Source organism: Actinomadura sp. ATCC 39365, from assembly GCF_054392275.1.
In genome coordinates this window covers 994,179-1,010,415 of the sequence record NZ_CP184335.1, presented here as the reverse complement: position 1 = coordinate 1,010,415, position 16,237 = coordinate 994,179, and the positions used below count along the sequence as shown (strand labels likewise).

Here is a 16,237-nt window from a genome sequence, read left to right as displayed (position 1 = left end):
CGATCTCGCCGGGCGGCAGGCGGGAAAGACCAGGTCAGCGAGGGTATCGATGCAGACTTTTCTTCCATATCCGGATTTCACGGCCAGTGCCGGGGTCCTGGACGCGCTGCGGCTGGGCAAGCAGCGGGTGGAGGCCCTGCAGGTGTTGCGCGCCCTGACCGTCCCCGGCTACGGCTGGCGCCACCACCCCGCCGTCAAGATGTGGGCCGGCTACGAGGAGGCCCTCGTGCGCTACGGGCTCGACGTGTGCGACCGCTGGTGCTCGACCGGCCGGGCCGACACCTGCGCGGCCACGATGTCCGTCGAGCTGGGCCGCGCCTGCGGCACCCCCGTCATCCGCACCCAGCACGAGCTGGCGGCGGCCGGCGAGCTGCCGCCCTGGCTCGGCGACGACGCCTTCCACCGCAGCCACCGCTCCGCCCTGCTGCGCAAGGACCCCGGCCACTACCGCCCGCTCTTCGGCGACGAGCCCGACGACCTCGAATACGTCTGGCCCGCCTCCGGCCGCCCGCCCGCCTGCCTACCGGCCTGACCCCGCTCCGGCGCCGACGCGCGCACCCGTGAGAAGGGCCTCTGCGTGCCGCGTCGCCGTGGCGGCGCCGAAGGCGACGAGCCGCACCAGGTCCTCGTCCGTCGTCGTGGCCCCGCGCCAGGCGGCGACGTCCGCGTCGGTGACCCGGTAGGGAGCCAGGGCGGCGAGCAGCGCGAGCCGAGCTCCCGGCCGTTCCTCGTCGGGCACGCCCGTCAGCGGGCCCGACAACCGGTCGCCGCCCATCGGCGGGTGCTCGCCGTCCCAGGCCGCGACCGCCTCGGTGACGGCCGTCCGCGCCGCCTCGCCGAGCAGGTCCCCGCCCGTCCCCGCGACGGTCATGAGCGTGGCGTACGCCGTGCCGACCGGCGTGCCGCCCACCCAGGCGGGCTCGACCGAGGAGGGCAGGCCGTCCAGCACGTCCAGGCCCGCCCCGGGCGGCAGCTCCCTGCGTACCGTCCGGGACATGGCCCGGCCGCCCACGCTGCGCACCAGGCGCGACTTCTGCAGCTTGCCCGGCAGCAGGTTCTCGGTGAGCAGGGACGAGGCGATCCGGTTGACGAAGTGGAAGGTCAGCGCGGTGCCGACGTACGCGGGCGCCTGGTCCGCGGGGAAGGGGGCGGGCACGCGCCGGTCCTTGGCCCACCGCAGCAGCGCGGCGTGCCCGGGATCCGCCGGCACGCCCCCGGCCGCGACGGTCTCGGCCAGCCGGTGGTCGCCGGTGGCGTGCAGCAGCGTCGTGTGCGCGGCCACGCAGAACGGGCACCGGTTGGCCAGTGACACCCCCAGCGCCACCACCTCCCTGCCGGTCCTGGACCCCGGCCCGGCCAGCAGCGACTCCCGCAGCAGCGCCCAGGTCCCGGCCAGCACGGCGGGGGCGGGCGACAACGTCAGGAAGACCGCCATGCGGGCCATGCCGAAGTCGTCGGCCAGGCGCGCGTAGACCTGGGCCACCCGGCCCGTGGCGTCCTGCGGCCGGACGGGCGTGACGTAGCGGAACTGGCCTGCGGCCGTCGGCGTCGTGTTCATGGCCGCCATGGTGGGGCGCGGGCAGGGCCGGAGTCGTCCTGCCCGGGATGACTCCCGCGGCTACGGCGCGGGGCGCAGAGGCGGGTGGCGTACGACGGCGGGAGTAGTGCCCCATTCCGCCCACGTGAGGACGATTATCGACACATCAGGCTCTACTGTGCTTGGCATGAGCTTGCGATGGCACCCCGCCGTCATGGACGTGGCGCTCGCGGCGGTGGTGGCCGTGCTGCTGACGGCGACCGTGGTGGCCACGCCGGACGCGGGGCCCGCGGACTACGCCGCCGTGCTCGCCGGGTCGCTCGCGCTCGTCGCCTGGCGGCGGGCGCCGATCCCGGCGCTGCTGGTCACCACGCTGTGCATGCTGGTCTACTCCGCGCACGCGCAGCCCGGCCCGCCGGCCGCCTTCCCCGTGATGGTGACCGTGTTCGCCACGGTCAGGGCCGGTCACCGGGCGCTCGCGGCGGTGGCGGGCGCGGTGTTCCTGGGCGGGACCCTGGCGGTCAACCTGGCCACCCCCGACGGGCAGACCGCGCAGGAGATCGTGCAGAAGACGACGCTGCTGCTCGGCTGGTTCCTGGCGGCCGGGGTGACCGCGACCGTGACCCGGCACCGGCAGGCGTACCTTCTGCAGGTCGAACAGCGGGCCGCCGAGGCCGAGCGGACCCGCGAGGAGGCGGCGCTGCGCCGGGCGGGCGAGGAGCGGCTGCGCATCGCCAGGGAGCTGCACGACTCGCTCACCCACACCATCTCGGTCATCAAGGTGCAGGCGGGCGTGGCCGTGCACCTCGCGCGCAAGCGCGGCGAGGAGGTGCCGGCGGCGCTGCTGGCCATCCAGGAGGCCAGCGGCGAGGCCATGCGCGAGCTGCGCGCCACGCTGGAGGTGCTGCGCGAGGACGACGACGCCCCCGCGGCCAGCGGCCTCGACCGGCTCACCCACCTGGTCGAACGGGCCCGCTCGACCGGCGTCCCGGCCACGGTGACGGTCACCGGCGACCGCCGCGACCTGCCGGCCGAGGTCGACCGGGCGGCCTACCGGATCGTCCAGGAGGCGCTGACCAACGTCTCCAAGCACGCCGGGCCCGCCACCGCCTCGGTACGCGTCGACTACGGCAAGGAGGAGCTGATCGTGCAGGTGGACGACGACGGCCGCGCGAACGGCGGCCCCTGCGACCCCGGCGTGGGCCTGCTGGGCATGCGCGAGCGGGTCACGGCGCTCGGCGGGCGGCTGGCGACCGGGCCGCGTCCCGAGGGCGGGTTCACCGTACGCGCCGAGCTGCCGCTGCAGGAGGCCCGGTGATCCGCGTGCTGCTGGTGGACGACCAGGCCCTGATCCGCGGCGGCTTCCGCGCCCTGCTGGAGGCCGAGGACGACATCGAGGTCGTCGCCGAGGCCGCCAACGGGGAGCAGGCGGTCGCCCTCGCCCTGGAACACCGCCCCGACGTGGCGCTCGTGGACGTGCAGATGCCCGTCATGGACGGCATCGAGGCCACCAGGCGGATCGCCGCCGACGACCGCCTGACCGAGGTCCACGTGGTGATCCTGACCAACTACGGCCTGGACGAGTACGTCTTCCACGCCCTGCGCGCCGGCGCGAGCGGCTTCCTGGTCAAGGACACCGAGCCCGCGGACCTGCTCCAGGGCGTCAGGGTGGCCGCCCGCGGCGACGCCCTGCTCTCCCCCGCCATCACCCGCCGCCTGATCGGCGAGTACGTCGCCCGCCGCCCCGAACCCGAACCCCAGGGCCTGGACGTGCTCACCAACCGCGAACGCGAGGTGACCGCCCTGGTCGCCCGCGGCATGTCCAACGACGAGATCGCCGCCCAGATGGTGATCAGCCCGACCACCGCCAAGACGCACGTCAGCCGGGCGATGACCAAGCTGCACGCCCGCGACCGCGCCCAGCTCGTGGTCTTCGCCTACGAGTCCGGCCTGGTGACCCCGCGCGAGCGCTGACCCGAGGCTTGACCGTCAAGGAACGCGGTCCCTCCGCATACCCATCCCGGACTGAGTACACTCGGGCACGTTCAACGGCCGAGACTTGTACGGCGAGGCTCTTGGCCCGGGGCGGTGGCCCCTCGGCCCCCGTCCCTCTGGAGTCACGTGAGCAGCGGGCTTGTCGATGCTCCGCCCTCCAGCGACCCCGGCGCTCCCAAGCGGCGCCGCCGGCGCTGGCTACGCTGGGTGATCGCGATCGCGGTCGCCGTCGTCCTCCTGGTCGCCGGCGTGGCCGTCGGCGTCACCGCCAAACTCAGCGGCAACCTCAAGCGCTCCACGGTCACCAAGGAGGACCTCGGCGAGACGCGGCCGCCGAAGGTCGCCACCTCGGCGATGAACGTCCTGATCGTGGGCTCCGACCAGCGCGACGGCAAGAACGCCAGGTACGGCCGCCGCATCGCGGGCGAGCGCACCGACACGATCATGCTGGCGCACGTGTCGTCCAAGCGGGACAACGCCATGGTGATCAGCTTCCCGCGCGACTCGCTGGTCCAGCTGCCCGCCTGCCGGGCCACGGGCGGCCTGCCCGGCCAGCAGCCGCACCTGGGCATGATCAACGAGTCGTTCAACTCCGGGGGCATCGCCTGCACCTGGAAGACGATCGAGTCGCTCACCCGCATCCACATCGACCACTTCGTGAAGGTGGACTTCACCGGCTTCAAGAGCATGGTCAACGCCGTGGGCGGCGTCGAGGTCTGCCTGCCCTCTCCGGTGAACGACAAGAAGGCCCTGCTCCACCTGCCCGCCGGGCGGCAGACGCTCAACGGCGAGCAGGCGCTCGGCTACGTCCGCGCCCGCTACAGCCTCGGCGACGGCTCCGACATCGGGCGCATCCAGCGGCAGCAGATGTTCATCGCCTCGATGCTCAAGAAGGTGATGAGCGGCGAAACGCTCGCAGACCCCTCCAAGCTGTTCGGCTTCCTCGACGCCGGCACCCGGTCGGTGACCGTCGACGACGACCTGTCGGTGGGCGTCATGAAGGATCTCGCCACCAGCCTCCAGGGCCTCAACGCCGGGCAGATCCGGTTCATCACCACCCCCTGGCACTACTCGCTGACCCAGCCGGGCCGGGTCGAGTGGGTGCAGCCGCAGGCGGGCCGGCTGTTCCAGATCGTCGCCAGAGACCAGAGCGTCCAGGGCGTCAAGGGCGGGCAGGCCAAGGTGGGGCGGTCGAAGATCCAGATCGAGCTGCGCAACGGCACCTACCGCGGCGGCCTCGGCACGCAGGTGGCCGCCTTCCTGGAGCAGCGCGGCTACCACATCAGCAAGATCGGCGACACGGCCAGGAAGCCCCAGCCGAAGACCACGCTGCTCTACGGCCCCAACGCCGAGACGCGGGTGCCCACGCTCACCAACGACCTGCTCGCCGCCACGCCCAAGCTGGTCGCCGGCGCCCGGACGAACCACCTGGTGCTGGTGATCGGCGACGACTGGAAGGGGCTCAAGCCGCTGCGCGCCGACGACACCGAGGCGATCAAGGGCTTCGACGCCACCCACGACACCTGCGCGGCCTGACCCGGCGTCACCCCGGCTCGGCTCGGCTCGGCTCGGCTTACAGGGCGTCGGCGAGGCCGCCCCCGTCGATGGCGGTGAACCCGGCGTCCTCGATGAGCGGCACCACGGCCTTCTTGGCGGACTCGTCGTCGCCCCAGTAGGGCATGTCGGCCCGCGGGCCGCCCCGCTGGCCGGCCGTGCCCAGGTCCAGCAGCTCGTTGGGGTACTTGGTGTTGAACGTGCGCACCAGCCGCACCTCGCGGCCGAGCACGTGCTGCTGGTACTGCGGGCTGGTGAGCCCGTCCGGCACGGCCACCACCGCCTCGGCGCCGTCGAGCCGGGTGATCGGGTTGCTGGGGTCGATGACGATCTTGCCGGCCAGCGCCGCGCCCAGCTCCTCGACCACGGTCGGGAACGCCTCCCACCACACCGCCATGACGACGACCTCGCCGAAGCGCGCCGCCTCGATCGGCGAGCCGCCGCCCGCCTGCCCCTCGGCGGCGGCCGCGGCCTCCTCGGCGAGGGCCAGCCGGGCGTCGCTGAAGAGCACGTCGTGACCGGCCGCCGCGAGCAGCCGGCCGAGCGGTGCGCCGAGCCGGCCCGAACCCACGATTCCTACGCGCATGTCTCGATCTCCTTGTCGGCCCGATCGCCACCTGCCCATCGGCCTTCCCCGCATGCCTGGCTTTGCGCCTGCGCAGCGAGACCTTTGCCCGCCGGTGATCCCTACACTCTTCGTCCATGAACGATCCCGACGTCCACGAACTGCGCAGGGGCAGTGCCGAGCGGGCGCACCTGCGTGCGCGGGGGCCCGAGCTGCCGCAGGTGACCGACCTGACCGGGCCGCGCGGGCTGCCGCTGCGGCACTACCGGCCCGCGCCGGAGCGGCGGCCGCTGGTGGTGTACGTGCACGGCGGCGCATGGGTGTTCTGCGACCTGGACACGCACGACCGGATCTGCCGCCTGCTGGCCCGCGAGTGCGGGGTGGAGGTGCTGGCCGTGGACTACCGGCTGGCGCCCGAGCACCCGTACCCGGCGGCCGTCGAGGACGTCTTGGCCGTGCTGCGCGAGGCCCGTCCGGTCGCGGTGGCCGGGGACAGCGCGGGCGGCTACCTGGCCACGATGGCCTGCCTGGAGCTGCGGGACGCGGGTGACCCGCCGCCCGCCGCCCAGATCCTGATCTGCCCCAACACCGACCTCACGCTCTCCCGGCCCAGCGTGCGGGAGAAGGGCACCGGTCACGGCCTCGACGAGAGCTTCCTCGCCTGGGCGGTGCGGCAGTGGGCGCCCAATCCTGCGCGGCGCGCCGACCCGAGGCTGAGCCCGCTGCTCGTGCCGGACCTGAGCGGGATGCCCGCCACGCTGGTGGTCACCGCCGAGCACGACGCCCTCAGGGACGAGGGCGAGGCGTACGCCCGCCGGCTGGCCGAGGCGGGCGTGCCGGTCACGTGTCGCAGGGAGCCCGGCCTCACGCACGGTTTCCAGCAGAACACCGACCCGGTGTCGCAGGCCGCCACCGGCCGCCTGCTCGCCGACGCGCGCCGCCTGCTCGAAGCGGTGACGGGCTAGCCCGCCGGCCACGGCGGCCCGGCCCGAGCCCTGCGGCACGCCGCCGGGCGGGCACGGGAACACCGCCTGGATCTCGTGGCGACCGGTCAGGTGCCGGAGGCCAGGCGGCCCGAGAACGTCGCGGACGCCCCCGCGAAGCCGGCGCGCGTCATTGCGCGCGCTCGGACTCCTGCTCGGACGCCGTAGACGGGTACATCTCCTCGCGCGGCGTGTCCGCGCCCAGCTCCTCGCGCAGCCGGTCGTAGTCGATGTTGTGGTTGGCGTACTTCAGCTGGCGAGCGACCTTCGTCTGCTTCGCCTTGGCTCTTCCTCGGCCCATGGCTACTCCCTAGTCCCCGCTGTCATGCTATCCAACAACATGGTGACTTGAAGAATTATGCAACTGCGCTCGATTAGTCTTGCAATATGCACGTGGAGGTCCACCAGGCCAAGGCCGACTTCTTCAGGACGCTCGGCCACCCCGCTCGCATCAGAGTGTTGGAGCTACTCCAGGAAGGTCCACTGCCTGTCAGGGACCTGCTGGCCCAGATCGACATCGAGGCGTCGAGCCTCTCACAGCAGCTGGCGGTCCTGCGCAGGGCCGGGATCGTGAGCGCAATCCGCGAAGGCAGCACGGTGGTCTACACCCTGGCCACTCCCGAGCTGGCAGACCTGCTCGGAGCCGCCCGCCGCATCCTCGCCGACATGCTGGCCGACCAGGGGGAGCTCCTGGCCGAGCTGCGGGCGGAGGTCACTTAGCGGCGGCCTCGGCGCGGCGCCTGACCACCTTCGGGTAGCGGGCGGTGAAGACGGCGGGGACGACGAACGAGAGCACCTTGATCGCGATGACGACCATGGTGGCGTGGGGGGCCGCGGCCAGCACGAACGTCAGCGAGACGGCGGCGAGCGTGAACGCCACCGCCCACGCCGTCGTGATCACCACGTTGACGCGGCGGAACGCCGGGGTCTCCCAGATCTCCTTCGGCGCCATCGTGCGCGCGATGCCCAGCGTGAACGGCTTGCCGATGGCCAGCGAGCCCCAGGCGGTGCCGGCCAGCCAGACGTTGACCAGCGCGGGCCCGTACGGCGTGAGCGGCGAGTGCGGGGCCGCCAGGGAGAGCACCGTGAGCAGGGCGAAGAAGGCGGCGGCGCTCGTCTCGATCACGATCTCGTCCCAGGCCCGGCCGGACCGGCGGTCGATGGCCACGAGGGCGAGGGCGATCACGAGGCCGGTGATGGCGCCCCAGCGCCACTCGTCGCCGGTGGCGATGACCGCGTAGACGACCCAGGGGAGGAAACCGAGCAGACCGCGCATCGCGCAACTCCTTTGACATTCCTAAGTAGACATGTCGAATGTAGAACCTCCTGTGGAGATATGTCAATATAGGAATATGAGCTTGAGACACGCCGTGCTTGGTCTGCTCGCCGAGGGGCCGGCCAGCGGCTACGACCTGCTGAAGACCTTCGACGTCTCGTTGTCCAACGTCTGGCCGGCCACGCAGAGCCAGCTCTACGCCGAGCTCGGCAAGCTGGCCGACGTCGGTCTCGTGAGCGTCGCGGCCGAGGGCCCCCGTGGGCGCAAGGAGTACGCGATCACCCAGGAGGGCCGGGCCGAGCTGCGCCGCTGGATCACCGACGTCGAGCCGGTCAGGGTCGGGCGCAGCGACATGCTGCTGCGCGTGTTCTTCCTCGGCCAGGTCGATCCCGAGCAGGCCCGCGCGTACCTGCGCCGCCAGGCCGAGATGGTGGGCAAGCAGCTGGAGCACATGGAGGCCATCAAGGGCTTCGTCGAGAGCGGCCAGGACAACCTGTCGGTCTACGGCCGGCTCGCCCTGGAGTACGGCCTGCGGCTCGGCGCCGTCCAGAAGGCGTGGGCCGAGTGGGCCGAGGAACAGATCCGTTAGGCTCGCACCCATGGTCTCCGAGCTGTTCGATCCGAAGATGTGGCAGGTCGTCGAGGGCTTCGACTTCACCGACATCACCTACCACCGGGCCCTCGACCAGGGCACGGTGCGGGTCGCGTTCAACCGGCCTGAAGTGCGCAACGCCTTCAGGCCCCAGACGGTCGACGAGCTCTACCGGGCGCTCGACCACGCCAGGCAGGCCACCGACGTCGGCTGCGTGCTGCTCACGGGCAACGGCCCCTCGCCCAAGGACGGCGGATGGGCCTTCTGCTCCGGCGGCGACCAGCGCATCAGGGGCAAAGACGGCTACCAGTACGCCGACGGCACCCCCGCCACCGGGCGCCTGCACATCCTGGAGGTGCAGCGCCTGATCCGCTTCATGCCCAAGATCGTGATCTGCGTGGTGCCCGGCTGGGCCGCGGGCGGCGGGCACAGCCTCCACGTCGTGGCCGACCTCACCCTGGCCAGCGCCGAGCACGCCCGCTTCAAGCAGACCGACGCCGACGTGGCCAGCTTCGACGGCGGCTTCGGCTCGGCCTACCTGGCGCGTCAGGTCGGGCAGAAGTTCGCCCGCGAGATCTTCTTCCTGGGCGACACCTACAGCGCGGCCGACGCCCACCGCATGGGCATGGTCAACGCCGTCGTCCCGCACGCGGAGCTGGAGGCCACGGCGCTGGAGTGGGCGCGCAAGGTCAACGGCAAGTCGCCCACCGCACAGCGCATGCTGAAGTTCGCCTTCAACATGATCGACGACGGGCTCGTCGGGCAGCAGGTGTTCGCGGGCGAGGCGACGCGGCTGGCGTACATGACGGACGAGGCGGCCGAGGGGCGCGACTCCTTCCTGGAGAAGCGGGCGCCCGACTGGTCGCCCTTCCCCTGGCACTTCTAGCCGCGGGCGCCCCTGCCGGAGGCAGACTGGGGCGATGAGGATCATGGTTCCCGAGGCGTTGACCGCATCGCATGTGAAGATCGACGGCGAGCGGGGGCGGGCCTGGTCGGCCGGCCTGCCCGCGCTGGCCGAGCGTTACCTGGAGGAGTGGGGGCTGCGGCTGGACGAGGGCCGCCCCATGCACGGCGTGGTCTCCCTCGTGCTGCCCGTCGTACGGCAGGACGGCACCAGGGCGGCGCTCAAGCTCCAGCCCGTCACCGACGAGAACGCCACCGAGGCGCCCGGCCTGCGCACGTGGGCCGGGAAGGGGTCGGTCCTGCTGCTGGACGACGACCCCGAGACCGGCACCCTGCTGCTGGAACGCCTCGACTCCGACCGCCCGCTGTCGGCCGTCCCGGACGACACCGAGGCGCTGAAGATCCTGACCGAGTTGCTGGGCCGGTTGACCGCCTTCCCGGCCCCGCCGGGGCTGCGCCGGTTGGGCGACATCGCCGCGCAGATGCTGGCCGACGTCGACCGCGCGACGGCCGCGCTGCCCCGCGAGCAGGACAGGTTCTGGCTGCGCTGGTGCGCCGACGCGGTCGCCGAACTCGTCGCCGAGCCGGGCGACCGGCTGCTGCACTGGGACCTGCACTACGACAACGTGCTGGCCGCCGAGCGGGAGCCGTGGCTGGCCATCGACCCCAAGCCGCTGGCCGGCGACCCCGGCTTCGACCTGTGGCCCGCCCTGGACAACCGCTGGGACGCCGTCGTCGCCACCGGCGACCCGATCAAGGGCGTGCTGCGGCGGTTCGACCTGATGGTGGATGGATTGGGCCTCGACCCGGCCAGGGCGGCCGGCTGGACCCTCGGCCGGCTCCTGCAGAACGCCCTCTGGGACGTCGAGGACGGCGAGCACGAGCTCAACGAGATCGCCCTGGTGATCGCCGAAGCCATGCGCCACCGCCAGTGACGGGTCACCGCCAGTAGGCGGGATATCTGCGGTCCGGCAGCGCCCTTCCGAGCACCACCCCCGTGGCGATCACCACGACGCTCGCGACGAGGACCGGGTCGAGCAGGTACACCGGGTCGGGGGCGGTGAGCCCGATCAGCGCCGCCGTGGCCCCGGCCGGCGGGTGGGGGGCCCGCAGCAGCAACATCGGGGCCGTGGAGAGCGCCGCCGCGGCGACCGCCGTCCACACCGAGGGGCCGGTGAGGGCGGTGAGCGCCAGGGCGAGGGCGGTGGCGCTCAGGTGGCCGAGGAGGATGCTGCGCGGTTGGGCGAACGGCGCGGCGGGCGCCAGGGCCACGATCCCGGCGGTGGCGGCGAACGGCAGCGCGAACAGCTCCATGCCGGTGAGGGAGGTCAGCAGGGCCAGTAACGACAGTCCGGCCAGCGCTGCCGCGGTGGCCAGGGCCACCGCCCTGCCGGACGGCCGGGCGGGCGCCCCCGATCTCCCGGCCCACCCCCACCTCCGGTGGGGCGGCGGCCCGGCCGTCGGGACCGCCGCGAGCCCGTGGGGGGCGGGCGCGCGGCGGGGGCCAAGGGATCGGTGCGCGTGGGCGGCCGCGGCGGACAAGCCGGTGCGGGCCGTGGTGTTCCCGCGGCGGCGGGGCTGGGCCATCGGAGGCTCCCGTCAGTCGGAGAGGCGGCGGAGGAAGTCTCGGACCAGCGCCGCGATCTGCGGGCCGCGCGTCTCCAGGGCGAAGTGGCCCGCATCCAGGAGCTGGATCTGCACGCGCTTGGTGTCCCGGTCGAAGGCGAGGGCGCCGTCGGGGCCGAAGATCTCGTCGTGCCGCCCCCACACGGCCAGCACCGGCGTCTGGTTGGCACGCAGGTACTCCTGCCACTCCGGGTACCGGCCCAGGTTGCGGCCGTAGTCCACGAAGAGGGCGAGCTGGACGGCGTGGTTGCCGGGCCGGTCGAGCCGGGCCTGGTCGAGGACCGCCTTGTCCGGGTTGACCAGGCCGGCGTCACGGACGCCGTGCGTGTACTGCCAGTGGGTGGCCTCGGGCGTGAGCAGGCCGAGCAGCGCGGAGGTGTTCTCCTCGGACGGGTCGGCCCACGCCTTGCGCAGCGGCTCCCAGAAGGGCGTCAGACCCTCCTCGTACGCGTTGCCGTTCTGGGTGACGATGCCGGTGACGCGGTCCGGATGGCGGACGGCGAGGCGGAAGCCGACCGGGGCGCCATAGTCGTGCACGTAGAGGGCGTACCTGGTGAGGCCGAGGGTGTCGAGCAGCTGGTCGACGACGTCGGCCAGGTGGTCGAAGGTGTAGTCCCACTCGTCGGCGGCGGGGGCCGAGCTGTGGCCGAATCCGGGGTAGTCGGGCGCGATCAGGTGGAACTCGTCGGCCAGCTCGGCGATCAGCTCCTGGTAGGCCACCGACGAGGTCGGGAACCCGTGCAGCAGCACCAGCGTGGGCGCCGAGGGGTCACCCGCCTCCCGGTAGAACACGTCGAGGCCGTCGATCACAGCGGTGCGGTACTGAACAGTCATGTCAACACTCTCCCTAACCGGCTAAATCTGTTTTGCTGGTTAAGTGATAGCATGGCGAGAGTTAACCAGTCAAATCGCTTTGAGGGGTTAGAGGCAGTGAGGATACGGCCGCTCCGCGACGAGCCCTTGGCTCTGGACCTGGTGGACACCGTGTGGGTGGACCACGGCGCCCTCTTGGACCAGTTCGACGACCTGGAAGGCGTGCGCGCCTGGCTCGGCGACCACGGCCTGCCGGGCGCGGACGATCTGGAACGGGTGCGCGACCGCCTCGTCCTGGCACGGGACGCGCTGCGCGGGCTGCTCGAAGGACGTGGGCACGACCGGCTCAACGCGGTGCTCGACGAGGGCGCGACCAGACCGCAGTTGGACGACGACGGGCCGCGCGACACGGTCGTGGTGAGCGATCCGGCCTGGGAGGCGGCCTGGACGGCGGCCGCCGCCGTCGTCCCCCTGCTGCGCGAACGTCCCGAACGGCTGCGCAAGTGCGCGAACCCGGCCTGCGTCCTGTGGTTCCTCGACGTGAGCAAGAACGGCAGCCGCAGGTGGTGCTCGATGGAGGTGTGCGGCAACCGCGCGAAGGCGGGCCGGTTCAACCAGCGCCACAAGAACGCCGGCTGAACCGGCCCGCCCGGAATGCGAGGGGCCGGGAGGGCTCAGTCCGTCACCAGGACGACCTTCCCCCGGCCGTGACCGGTCTCGATCTCGCGGTGGGCGTCGGCGGCCTCCTCCAGCCGGTACGTCCGCCGCACCGGGAAGGCGAAGCGGCCCTCGGCGTACAGGGCGGCGTACCGGCCGAGCCGTTCGGCCGTGCGCTCGCCCTGGACGAGCTTGACGCCCAGCTCGGCCGCCCGGCCGTGCTCGACCAGCGTGACGATGCGCCCGCGGTCGGCGACCAGGTCGAGCGAGACCTCCAGGGCGTGGCCGCCGGCGCCGTCGAGTGCCGCCTGCACACCGCCGGGGGCGAGCGCGCGCACCCGGTCGGCGAGCCCGTCACCGTAGGCGACCGGGATCGCGCCGAGGTCGCGCAGGTGGTCGTGGTTGACCTCGCGGGCGGTGCCGATCACCGTGGCCCCGCGCATGCGGGCGATCTGCACGGCCGCCGTGCCCACGGACCCGGCCGCGCCGTGCACGAGCAGGGTCTCGCCGGCGCCGACCGCCAGGGCGTCGAGTGCCAGCTCGGCCGTCTGCACACCGGAGGTCAGTCCGCCGGCCACCTCCCAGGGCGTCCCGGCGGGCTTGGGAGCCACGTCGGCCGCCGGGACCACGATGTACTCGGCGTAGGCGAACAGGCGCGAGAACCCCAGCACCTCGTCCCCCGCCGACACCCCGGTGACCCCGTCGCCCACCTGGTCGACCACGCCGGCGAACTCGTTGCCCGGGATGCGCGGCCAGGGCACCTCCTCCATGTACGGCGGCAGCCACCCCGCCCGTACGGCCGCGTCGAACGGCTGCACGCCGGCCGCCCGCACGCGGACGCGCACCTGTCCTGGGCCCGCCTGCGGCGCGGGCACCTCCATCACCTTCAGCACCTCGGGGCCGCCCGGCTCGGCGAACGCCGCCGCCCTCATCACGTCAGTCATGTCATCGAGCGTGCTACCTCAACCGCCCTTGAGGTCAAGTCGGCTAACTTTCGATATGAAGTCGGGAACTTTCCGCTTTAGTCGCGCTTTATATGTATATAGTCCGACAGGACACACCGGGGGATGGGGCAAACCGAGGGCTGATGACCGAGTTCTTCCACGCCGCTCTGGGCTTTCCGACCGTCATTTTCACTTTCCTCCTCGCGGCGGTCCTGGCTTATTGGCTGGCCGTCATCGCGGGCCTGTTGGACCTCGACCACGACGCGCCATGGCTGGGGCTCGGGGGCGTCCCCGTCGGGATCGTGATCTCACTGCTGGTCGCGGTCGCCTGGCTGTTGAGTCTGGTCGGCAGCCAGGTGCTGCCGGACGCCGCGCTGGCCGCCGTGCCCTTCGCCGCGGCGGGAGGCGGCTGGCTCGCCACGCGCGCCCTGATCGGGCCGCTGCGCAGGGCGTTCCAGGACGGCGGCCAGCACTCGCGCGGCGACCTCGTGGGCCGCCCGTGCGTCATCCGCACCGGGGCCGCCACCCCCGACTTCGGCCAGGCCGAGGTGACCGCCGAGGACGGCTCGACCGCCGTCGTCCAGGTCCGGACGACCGGACGGGACCGCCTGGGCCGCGGCGACAAAGCACTCATCTTCGAATACGACAAAGACGGCGAATTCTTCTGGGTCATGCCCTACGAAAGCGAGATCTGATGGACGTCATCTCCACGGGCTTCGGCGTATTTCTCGCCGTCGTCCTGGTCATCGTGATTGGCCTGCTCGTCATCATCGGCCGCCTTTTCCGCAAGGTGGAACAGGGCAAGGCGCTGATCGTGTCGAAGGTCAACAAGGTGGACGTGACGTTCACCGGCGCCATCGTGCTGCCGGTCGTCCACAAGGCCGAGACCATGGACATCTCGGTGAAGACCATCGAGATCACGCGTACCGGCCGTGAGGGGCTGATCTGCCGGGACAACATCAGGGCCGACATCAAGATCACATTCTTCGTCCGGGTGAACAAGACCGCCGAGGACGTCATCAAGGTCGCCCAGGCCATCGGCACCGCGCGGGCCAGCGACGAGAACACCCTCCAGGAGCTGTTCAGCGCCAAGTTCTCCGAGGCGCTGAAGACGGCCGGCAAGCAGCTCGACTTCGTCGACCTCTACACCAAGCGGGACGAGTTCCGCGACGAGATCATCCGGCTCATCGGCACCGACCTGAACGGCTACAGCCTCGAGGACGCCGCCATCGACTACCTGGAGCAGACCGCGCTCACCCAGCTCGACTCCAGCAACATCCTGGACGCGCAGGGCATCAGGAAGATCACCGAGCTGACCGCGCTGGAGCACGTACGGACCAACGAGTTCCAGCGGGCCGAGGAGAAGGAGATCACCCGCCAGAACGTGGACGCCCGCGAGGCCATCCTGGAGCTCCAGCGCCGCCAGACCGACGCCGAGCTCAAGCAGCGTCGCGAGATCGAGACCGTCAAGGCCCGCGAGGAGGCGGAGATCGCCCGCGTGCAGGCCGAGGAGCGGCTGCGCGCCCAGACGGCCGGCATCAAGACCGACGAGCAGATCGGCGTGCAGCGGGAGAACCAGGCCCGCGAGGTGGCGGTGGCCGAGAAGAACCGCGAGCGGGTGATCGCGATCGAGAGCGAGCGCATCGAGAAGGACCGCCTGCTGGAGGTCATCGCCCGCGAGCGGGAGACCGAGCTGTCGCGCATCGCCAAGGACAAGGAGGTCGAGACCGAGAAGCGGTCGATCGCCGAGGTCATCCGGGAGCGCATCGCGGTCGACAAGACGGTGGCCGAGCAGGAGGAGAGCATCAAGCGGCTGCGCGTGGTCGAGGAGGCCGAGCGCACCCGCCAGCAGGTGATCATCGCGGCCGAGGCCGAGGCGCAGGAGAACCTGGTCAAGGACATCAAGGCGGCCGAGGCCGCGGAGGCGGCCTCGAAGTTCAGGGCCCGCGAGGAGCTGGTGCTGGCCGAGGCCCGGCAGCAGGCCGCCGAGCTGGAGGCGCGGGCCAAGATCCGGCTCGCGGAGGGCGTGCAGGCCGAGTCCGCCGCGGCCGGGCTGGCGCAGGTGCAGGTCAAGGAGCGCGACGCGGACGCCATCGAGAAGGTCGGCCGCGCGGAGGCCCTGTCCCTGGGCGAGAAGCTGCGGGCCGAGGCCGAGGGCGCGCGGGCCATGGCGCTGATCGAGGGCGACCGGCTCAAGGCGCAGGCCGAGGGCGAGCAGGCCATGGCGCTGGCCGGCGCCACCGCGATCGGCGAGAAGCTGAAGGCCGAGGCCGAGGGCCTGACCCAGAAGGCCGCCGCGATGGCCGCCCTGGACGAGGCCAGCCGGGGCCACGAGGAGTACCGCCTGCGCCTGGAGGCCGACAAGGAGATCAGGCTCAAGCACATCGACGTCACCCGCCAGGTGGCCGAGTCGCAGGCCAGTGTGCTGGCGGCGGGCCTGGCCAAGGCCAACATCGACATCGTCGGCGGCGACACGATGTTCTTCGACAAGGTGGTCGGCTCGATCACCACGGGCAAGGCGGTGGACGGCTTCGTCGGCCACTCGAACGTGGCCGGGGCCCTCGCGGCGCCGTACCTCAACGGGACGGCCAGCCTGGCGGCGGACATCGCGAGCGTGGTCGGCGGGGTGCGCACCGAGGACATCAAGAACCTGACCGTCTCGGCCCTGCTCATGCGGCTCATCCAGGACGGCGGCCCGCAGTCGTCGGCGCTCGGCGAACTGCTGGACACCGCGCGCCGGCTGGGCGTGGCCGACTCCCCCGTGGCCGCGCTGGCGGCGGCGAAGGGCTGAC

Annotated in this window: 19 protein-coding genes; 12 read left to right on the top strand and 7 right to left on the bottom strand. The window is 72.2% G+C overall.

The annotated features are described in order from the left end of the window. Nucleotides 1–49 precede the first annotated feature (49 nt). The gene (locus ACNF49_RS05460; protein ID WP_357973723.1) at nucleotides 50–532 is read left to right on the top strand and encodes an MSMEG_6728 family protein; all 483 of its coding nucleotides are present in this window, start codon (nucleotides 50–52) and stop codon (nucleotides 530–532) included. Here ACNF49_RS05460 and ACNF49_RS05455 read toward each other — a convergent pair. Then, entirely contained in the window at nucleotides 521–1,558 is a 1,038-nt protein-coding gene (locus ACNF49_RS05455; RefSeq protein ID WP_482942973.1) for a carboxymuconolactone decarboxylase family protein, read from the bottom strand. The two genes, ACNF49_RS05460 and ACNF49_RS05455, sit on opposite strands and share 12 nt — an antisense overlap. A 166-nt stretch (nucleotides 1,559–1,724) precedes the next feature. On the opposite strand from ACNF49_RS05455, the gene ACNF49_RS05450 reads away from it, so the two are divergent. The 3 genes from ACNF49_RS05450 to ACNF49_RS05440 all read left to right on the top strand — a co-directional run bounded on the left by ACNF49_RS05450 (nucleotide 1,725) and on the right by ACNF49_RS05440 (nucleotide 5,068). Then, on the top strand, nucleotides 1,725–2,855 hold the full coding sequence (locus ACNF49_RS05450; RefSeq protein ID WP_357973729.1) for a sensor histidine kinase: 1,131 nt from the start codon (nucleotides 1,725–1,727) through the stop codon (nucleotides 2,853–2,855). Beyond that, the gene (locus ACNF49_RS05445) at nucleotides 2,852–3,511 is read left to right on the top strand and encodes a response regulator (protein WP_357973732.1); all 660 of its coding nucleotides are present in this window, start codon (nucleotides 2,852–2,854) and stop codon (nucleotides 3,509–3,511) included. The genes ACNF49_RS05450 and ACNF49_RS05445 overlap by 4 nt, the downstream gene beginning before the upstream one ends. A gap of 147 nt (nucleotides 3,512–3,658) precedes the next feature. Further along, nucleotides 3,659–5,068 (top strand): LCP family protein, encoded by a 1,410-nt coding sequence (locus ACNF49_RS05440; RefSeq protein ID WP_357973735.1) that lies wholly within the window; start codon nucleotides 3,659–3,661, stop codon nucleotides 5,066–5,068. Nucleotides 5,069–5,105: 37 nt separating this feature from the next. On the opposite strand, the gene ACNF49_RS05435 is transcribed toward ACNF49_RS05440, so the two are convergent. After that, nucleotides 5,106–5,672, bottom strand: coding sequence for an NADPH-dependent F420 reductase (locus ACNF49_RS05435; RefSeq protein WP_482942972.1), 567 nt, complete (start codon nucleotides 5,670–5,672; stop codon nucleotides 5,106–5,108). Between the two features lie 116 nt (nucleotides 5,673–5,788). Between ACNF49_RS05435 and ACNF49_RS05430 the strand changes: the two genes are divergently transcribed. Beyond that, nucleotides 5,789–6,616, top strand: coding sequence for an alpha/beta hydrolase (locus ACNF49_RS05430; RefSeq protein WP_482942971.1), 828 nt, complete (start codon nucleotides 5,789–5,791; stop codon nucleotides 6,614–6,616). Between the two features lie 148 nt (nucleotides 6,617–6,764). On the opposite strand, the gene ACNF49_RS05425 is transcribed toward ACNF49_RS05430, so the two are convergent. Next, nucleotides 6,765–6,935: a DUF3073 domain-containing protein gene (locus ACNF49_RS05425; protein WP_357973744.1), complete on the bottom strand. Its 171-nt coding sequence runs from the start codon at nucleotides 6,933–6,935 to the stop codon at nucleotides 6,765–6,767. Nucleotides 6,936–7,021: 86 nt separating this feature from the next. On the opposite strand from ACNF49_RS05425, the gene ACNF49_RS05420 reads away from it, so the two are divergent. Further along, nucleotides 7,022–7,354 carry an ArsR/SmtB family transcription factor gene (locus ACNF49_RS05420; RefSeq protein WP_357973747.1) on the top strand — a complete coding sequence of 111 codons (333 nt, stop codon included), beginning with the start codon at nucleotides 7,022–7,024 and terminating at the stop codon, nucleotides 7,352–7,354. Here the strand turns inward: ACNF49_RS05420 and ACNF49_RS05415 are convergent. Continuing rightward, nucleotides 7,347–7,910 (bottom strand): hypothetical protein, encoded by a 564-nt coding sequence (locus ACNF49_RS05415; protein ID WP_482942970.1) that lies wholly within the window; start codon nucleotides 7,908–7,910, stop codon nucleotides 7,347–7,349. The genes ACNF49_RS05420 and ACNF49_RS05415 overlap by 8 nt on opposite strands. A gap of 76 nt (nucleotides 7,911–7,986) precedes the next feature. Here ACNF49_RS05415 and ACNF49_RS05410 point away from each other — a divergent pair, with 76 nt between their 5' ends. The 3 genes from ACNF49_RS05410 to ACNF49_RS05400 are packed head-to-tail and all read left to right on the top strand — an operon-like array spanning nucleotide 7,987 to nucleotide 10,340. After that, the gene (locus ACNF49_RS05410) at nucleotides 7,987–8,499 is read left to right on the top strand and encodes a PadR family transcriptional regulator (RefSeq protein WP_482942969.1); all 513 of its coding nucleotides are present in this window, start codon (nucleotides 7,987–7,989) and stop codon (nucleotides 8,497–8,499) included. 10 nt (nucleotides 8,500–8,509) lie between these two features. Beyond that, nucleotides 8,510–9,388, top strand: coding sequence for a 1,4-dihydroxy-2-naphthoyl-CoA synthase (locus tag ACNF49_RS05405; RefSeq protein ID WP_352366206.1), 879 nt, complete (start codon nucleotides 8,510–8,512; stop codon nucleotides 9,386–9,388). A gap of 34 nt (nucleotides 9,389–9,422) precedes the next feature. Continuing rightward, the gene (locus ACNF49_RS05400; protein WP_357973757.1) at nucleotides 9,423–10,340 is read left to right on the top strand and encodes an aminoglycoside phosphotransferase family protein; all 918 of its coding nucleotides are present in this window, start codon (nucleotides 9,423–9,425) and stop codon (nucleotides 10,338–10,340) included. A gap of 4 nt (nucleotides 10,341–10,344) precedes the next feature. Here ACNF49_RS05400 and ACNF49_RS05395 read toward each other — a convergent pair whose 3' ends face one another. Together ACNF49_RS05395 and ACNF49_RS05390 are read right to left on the bottom strand one after the other, a co-directional pair. After that, on the bottom strand, nucleotides 10,345–10,992 hold the full coding sequence (locus tag ACNF49_RS05395; RefSeq protein WP_482942968.1) for an HPP family protein: 648 nt from the start codon (nucleotides 10,990–10,992) through the stop codon (nucleotides 10,345–10,347). 12 nt (nucleotides 10,993–11,004) lie between these two features. Further along, nucleotides 11,005–11,865: an alpha/beta fold hydrolase gene (locus ACNF49_RS05390; RefSeq protein ID WP_482942967.1), complete on the bottom strand. Its 861-nt coding sequence runs from the start codon at nucleotides 11,863–11,865 to the stop codon at nucleotides 11,005–11,007. Between the two features lie 126 nt (nucleotides 11,866–11,991). Here ACNF49_RS05390 and ACNF49_RS05385 point away from each other — a divergent pair, with 126 nt between their 5' ends. Then, nucleotides 11,992–12,483, top strand: a complete 492-nt coding sequence (locus tag ACNF49_RS05385; protein ID WP_482942966.1) for a CGNR zinc finger domain-containing protein — start codon at nucleotides 11,992–11,994, stop codon at nucleotides 12,481–12,483. Between the two features lie 35 nt (nucleotides 12,484–12,518). On the opposite strand, the gene ACNF49_RS05380 is transcribed toward ACNF49_RS05385, so the two are convergent. Further along, nucleotides 12,519–13,433: an NADP-dependent oxidoreductase gene (locus ACNF49_RS05380; protein ID WP_482945486.1), complete on the bottom strand. Its 915-nt coding sequence runs from the start codon at nucleotides 13,431–13,433 to the stop codon at nucleotides 12,519–12,521. A gap of 155 nt (nucleotides 13,434–13,588) precedes the next feature. On the opposite strand from ACNF49_RS05380, the gene ACNF49_RS05375 reads away from it, so the two are divergent. Then, entirely contained in the window at nucleotides 13,589–14,140 is a 552-nt protein-coding gene (locus ACNF49_RS05375; protein ID WP_482942965.1) for a hypothetical protein, read from the top strand. Further along, nucleotides 14,140–16,236 carry a flotillin family protein gene (locus tag ACNF49_RS05370; protein ID WP_357973773.1) on the top strand — a complete coding sequence of 699 codons (2,097 nt, stop codon included), beginning with the start codon at nucleotides 14,140–14,142 and terminating at the stop codon, nucleotides 16,234–16,236. The genes ACNF49_RS05375 and ACNF49_RS05370 overlap by 1 nt, the downstream gene beginning before the upstream one ends. Nucleotide 16,237: the final 1 nt, after the last annotated feature.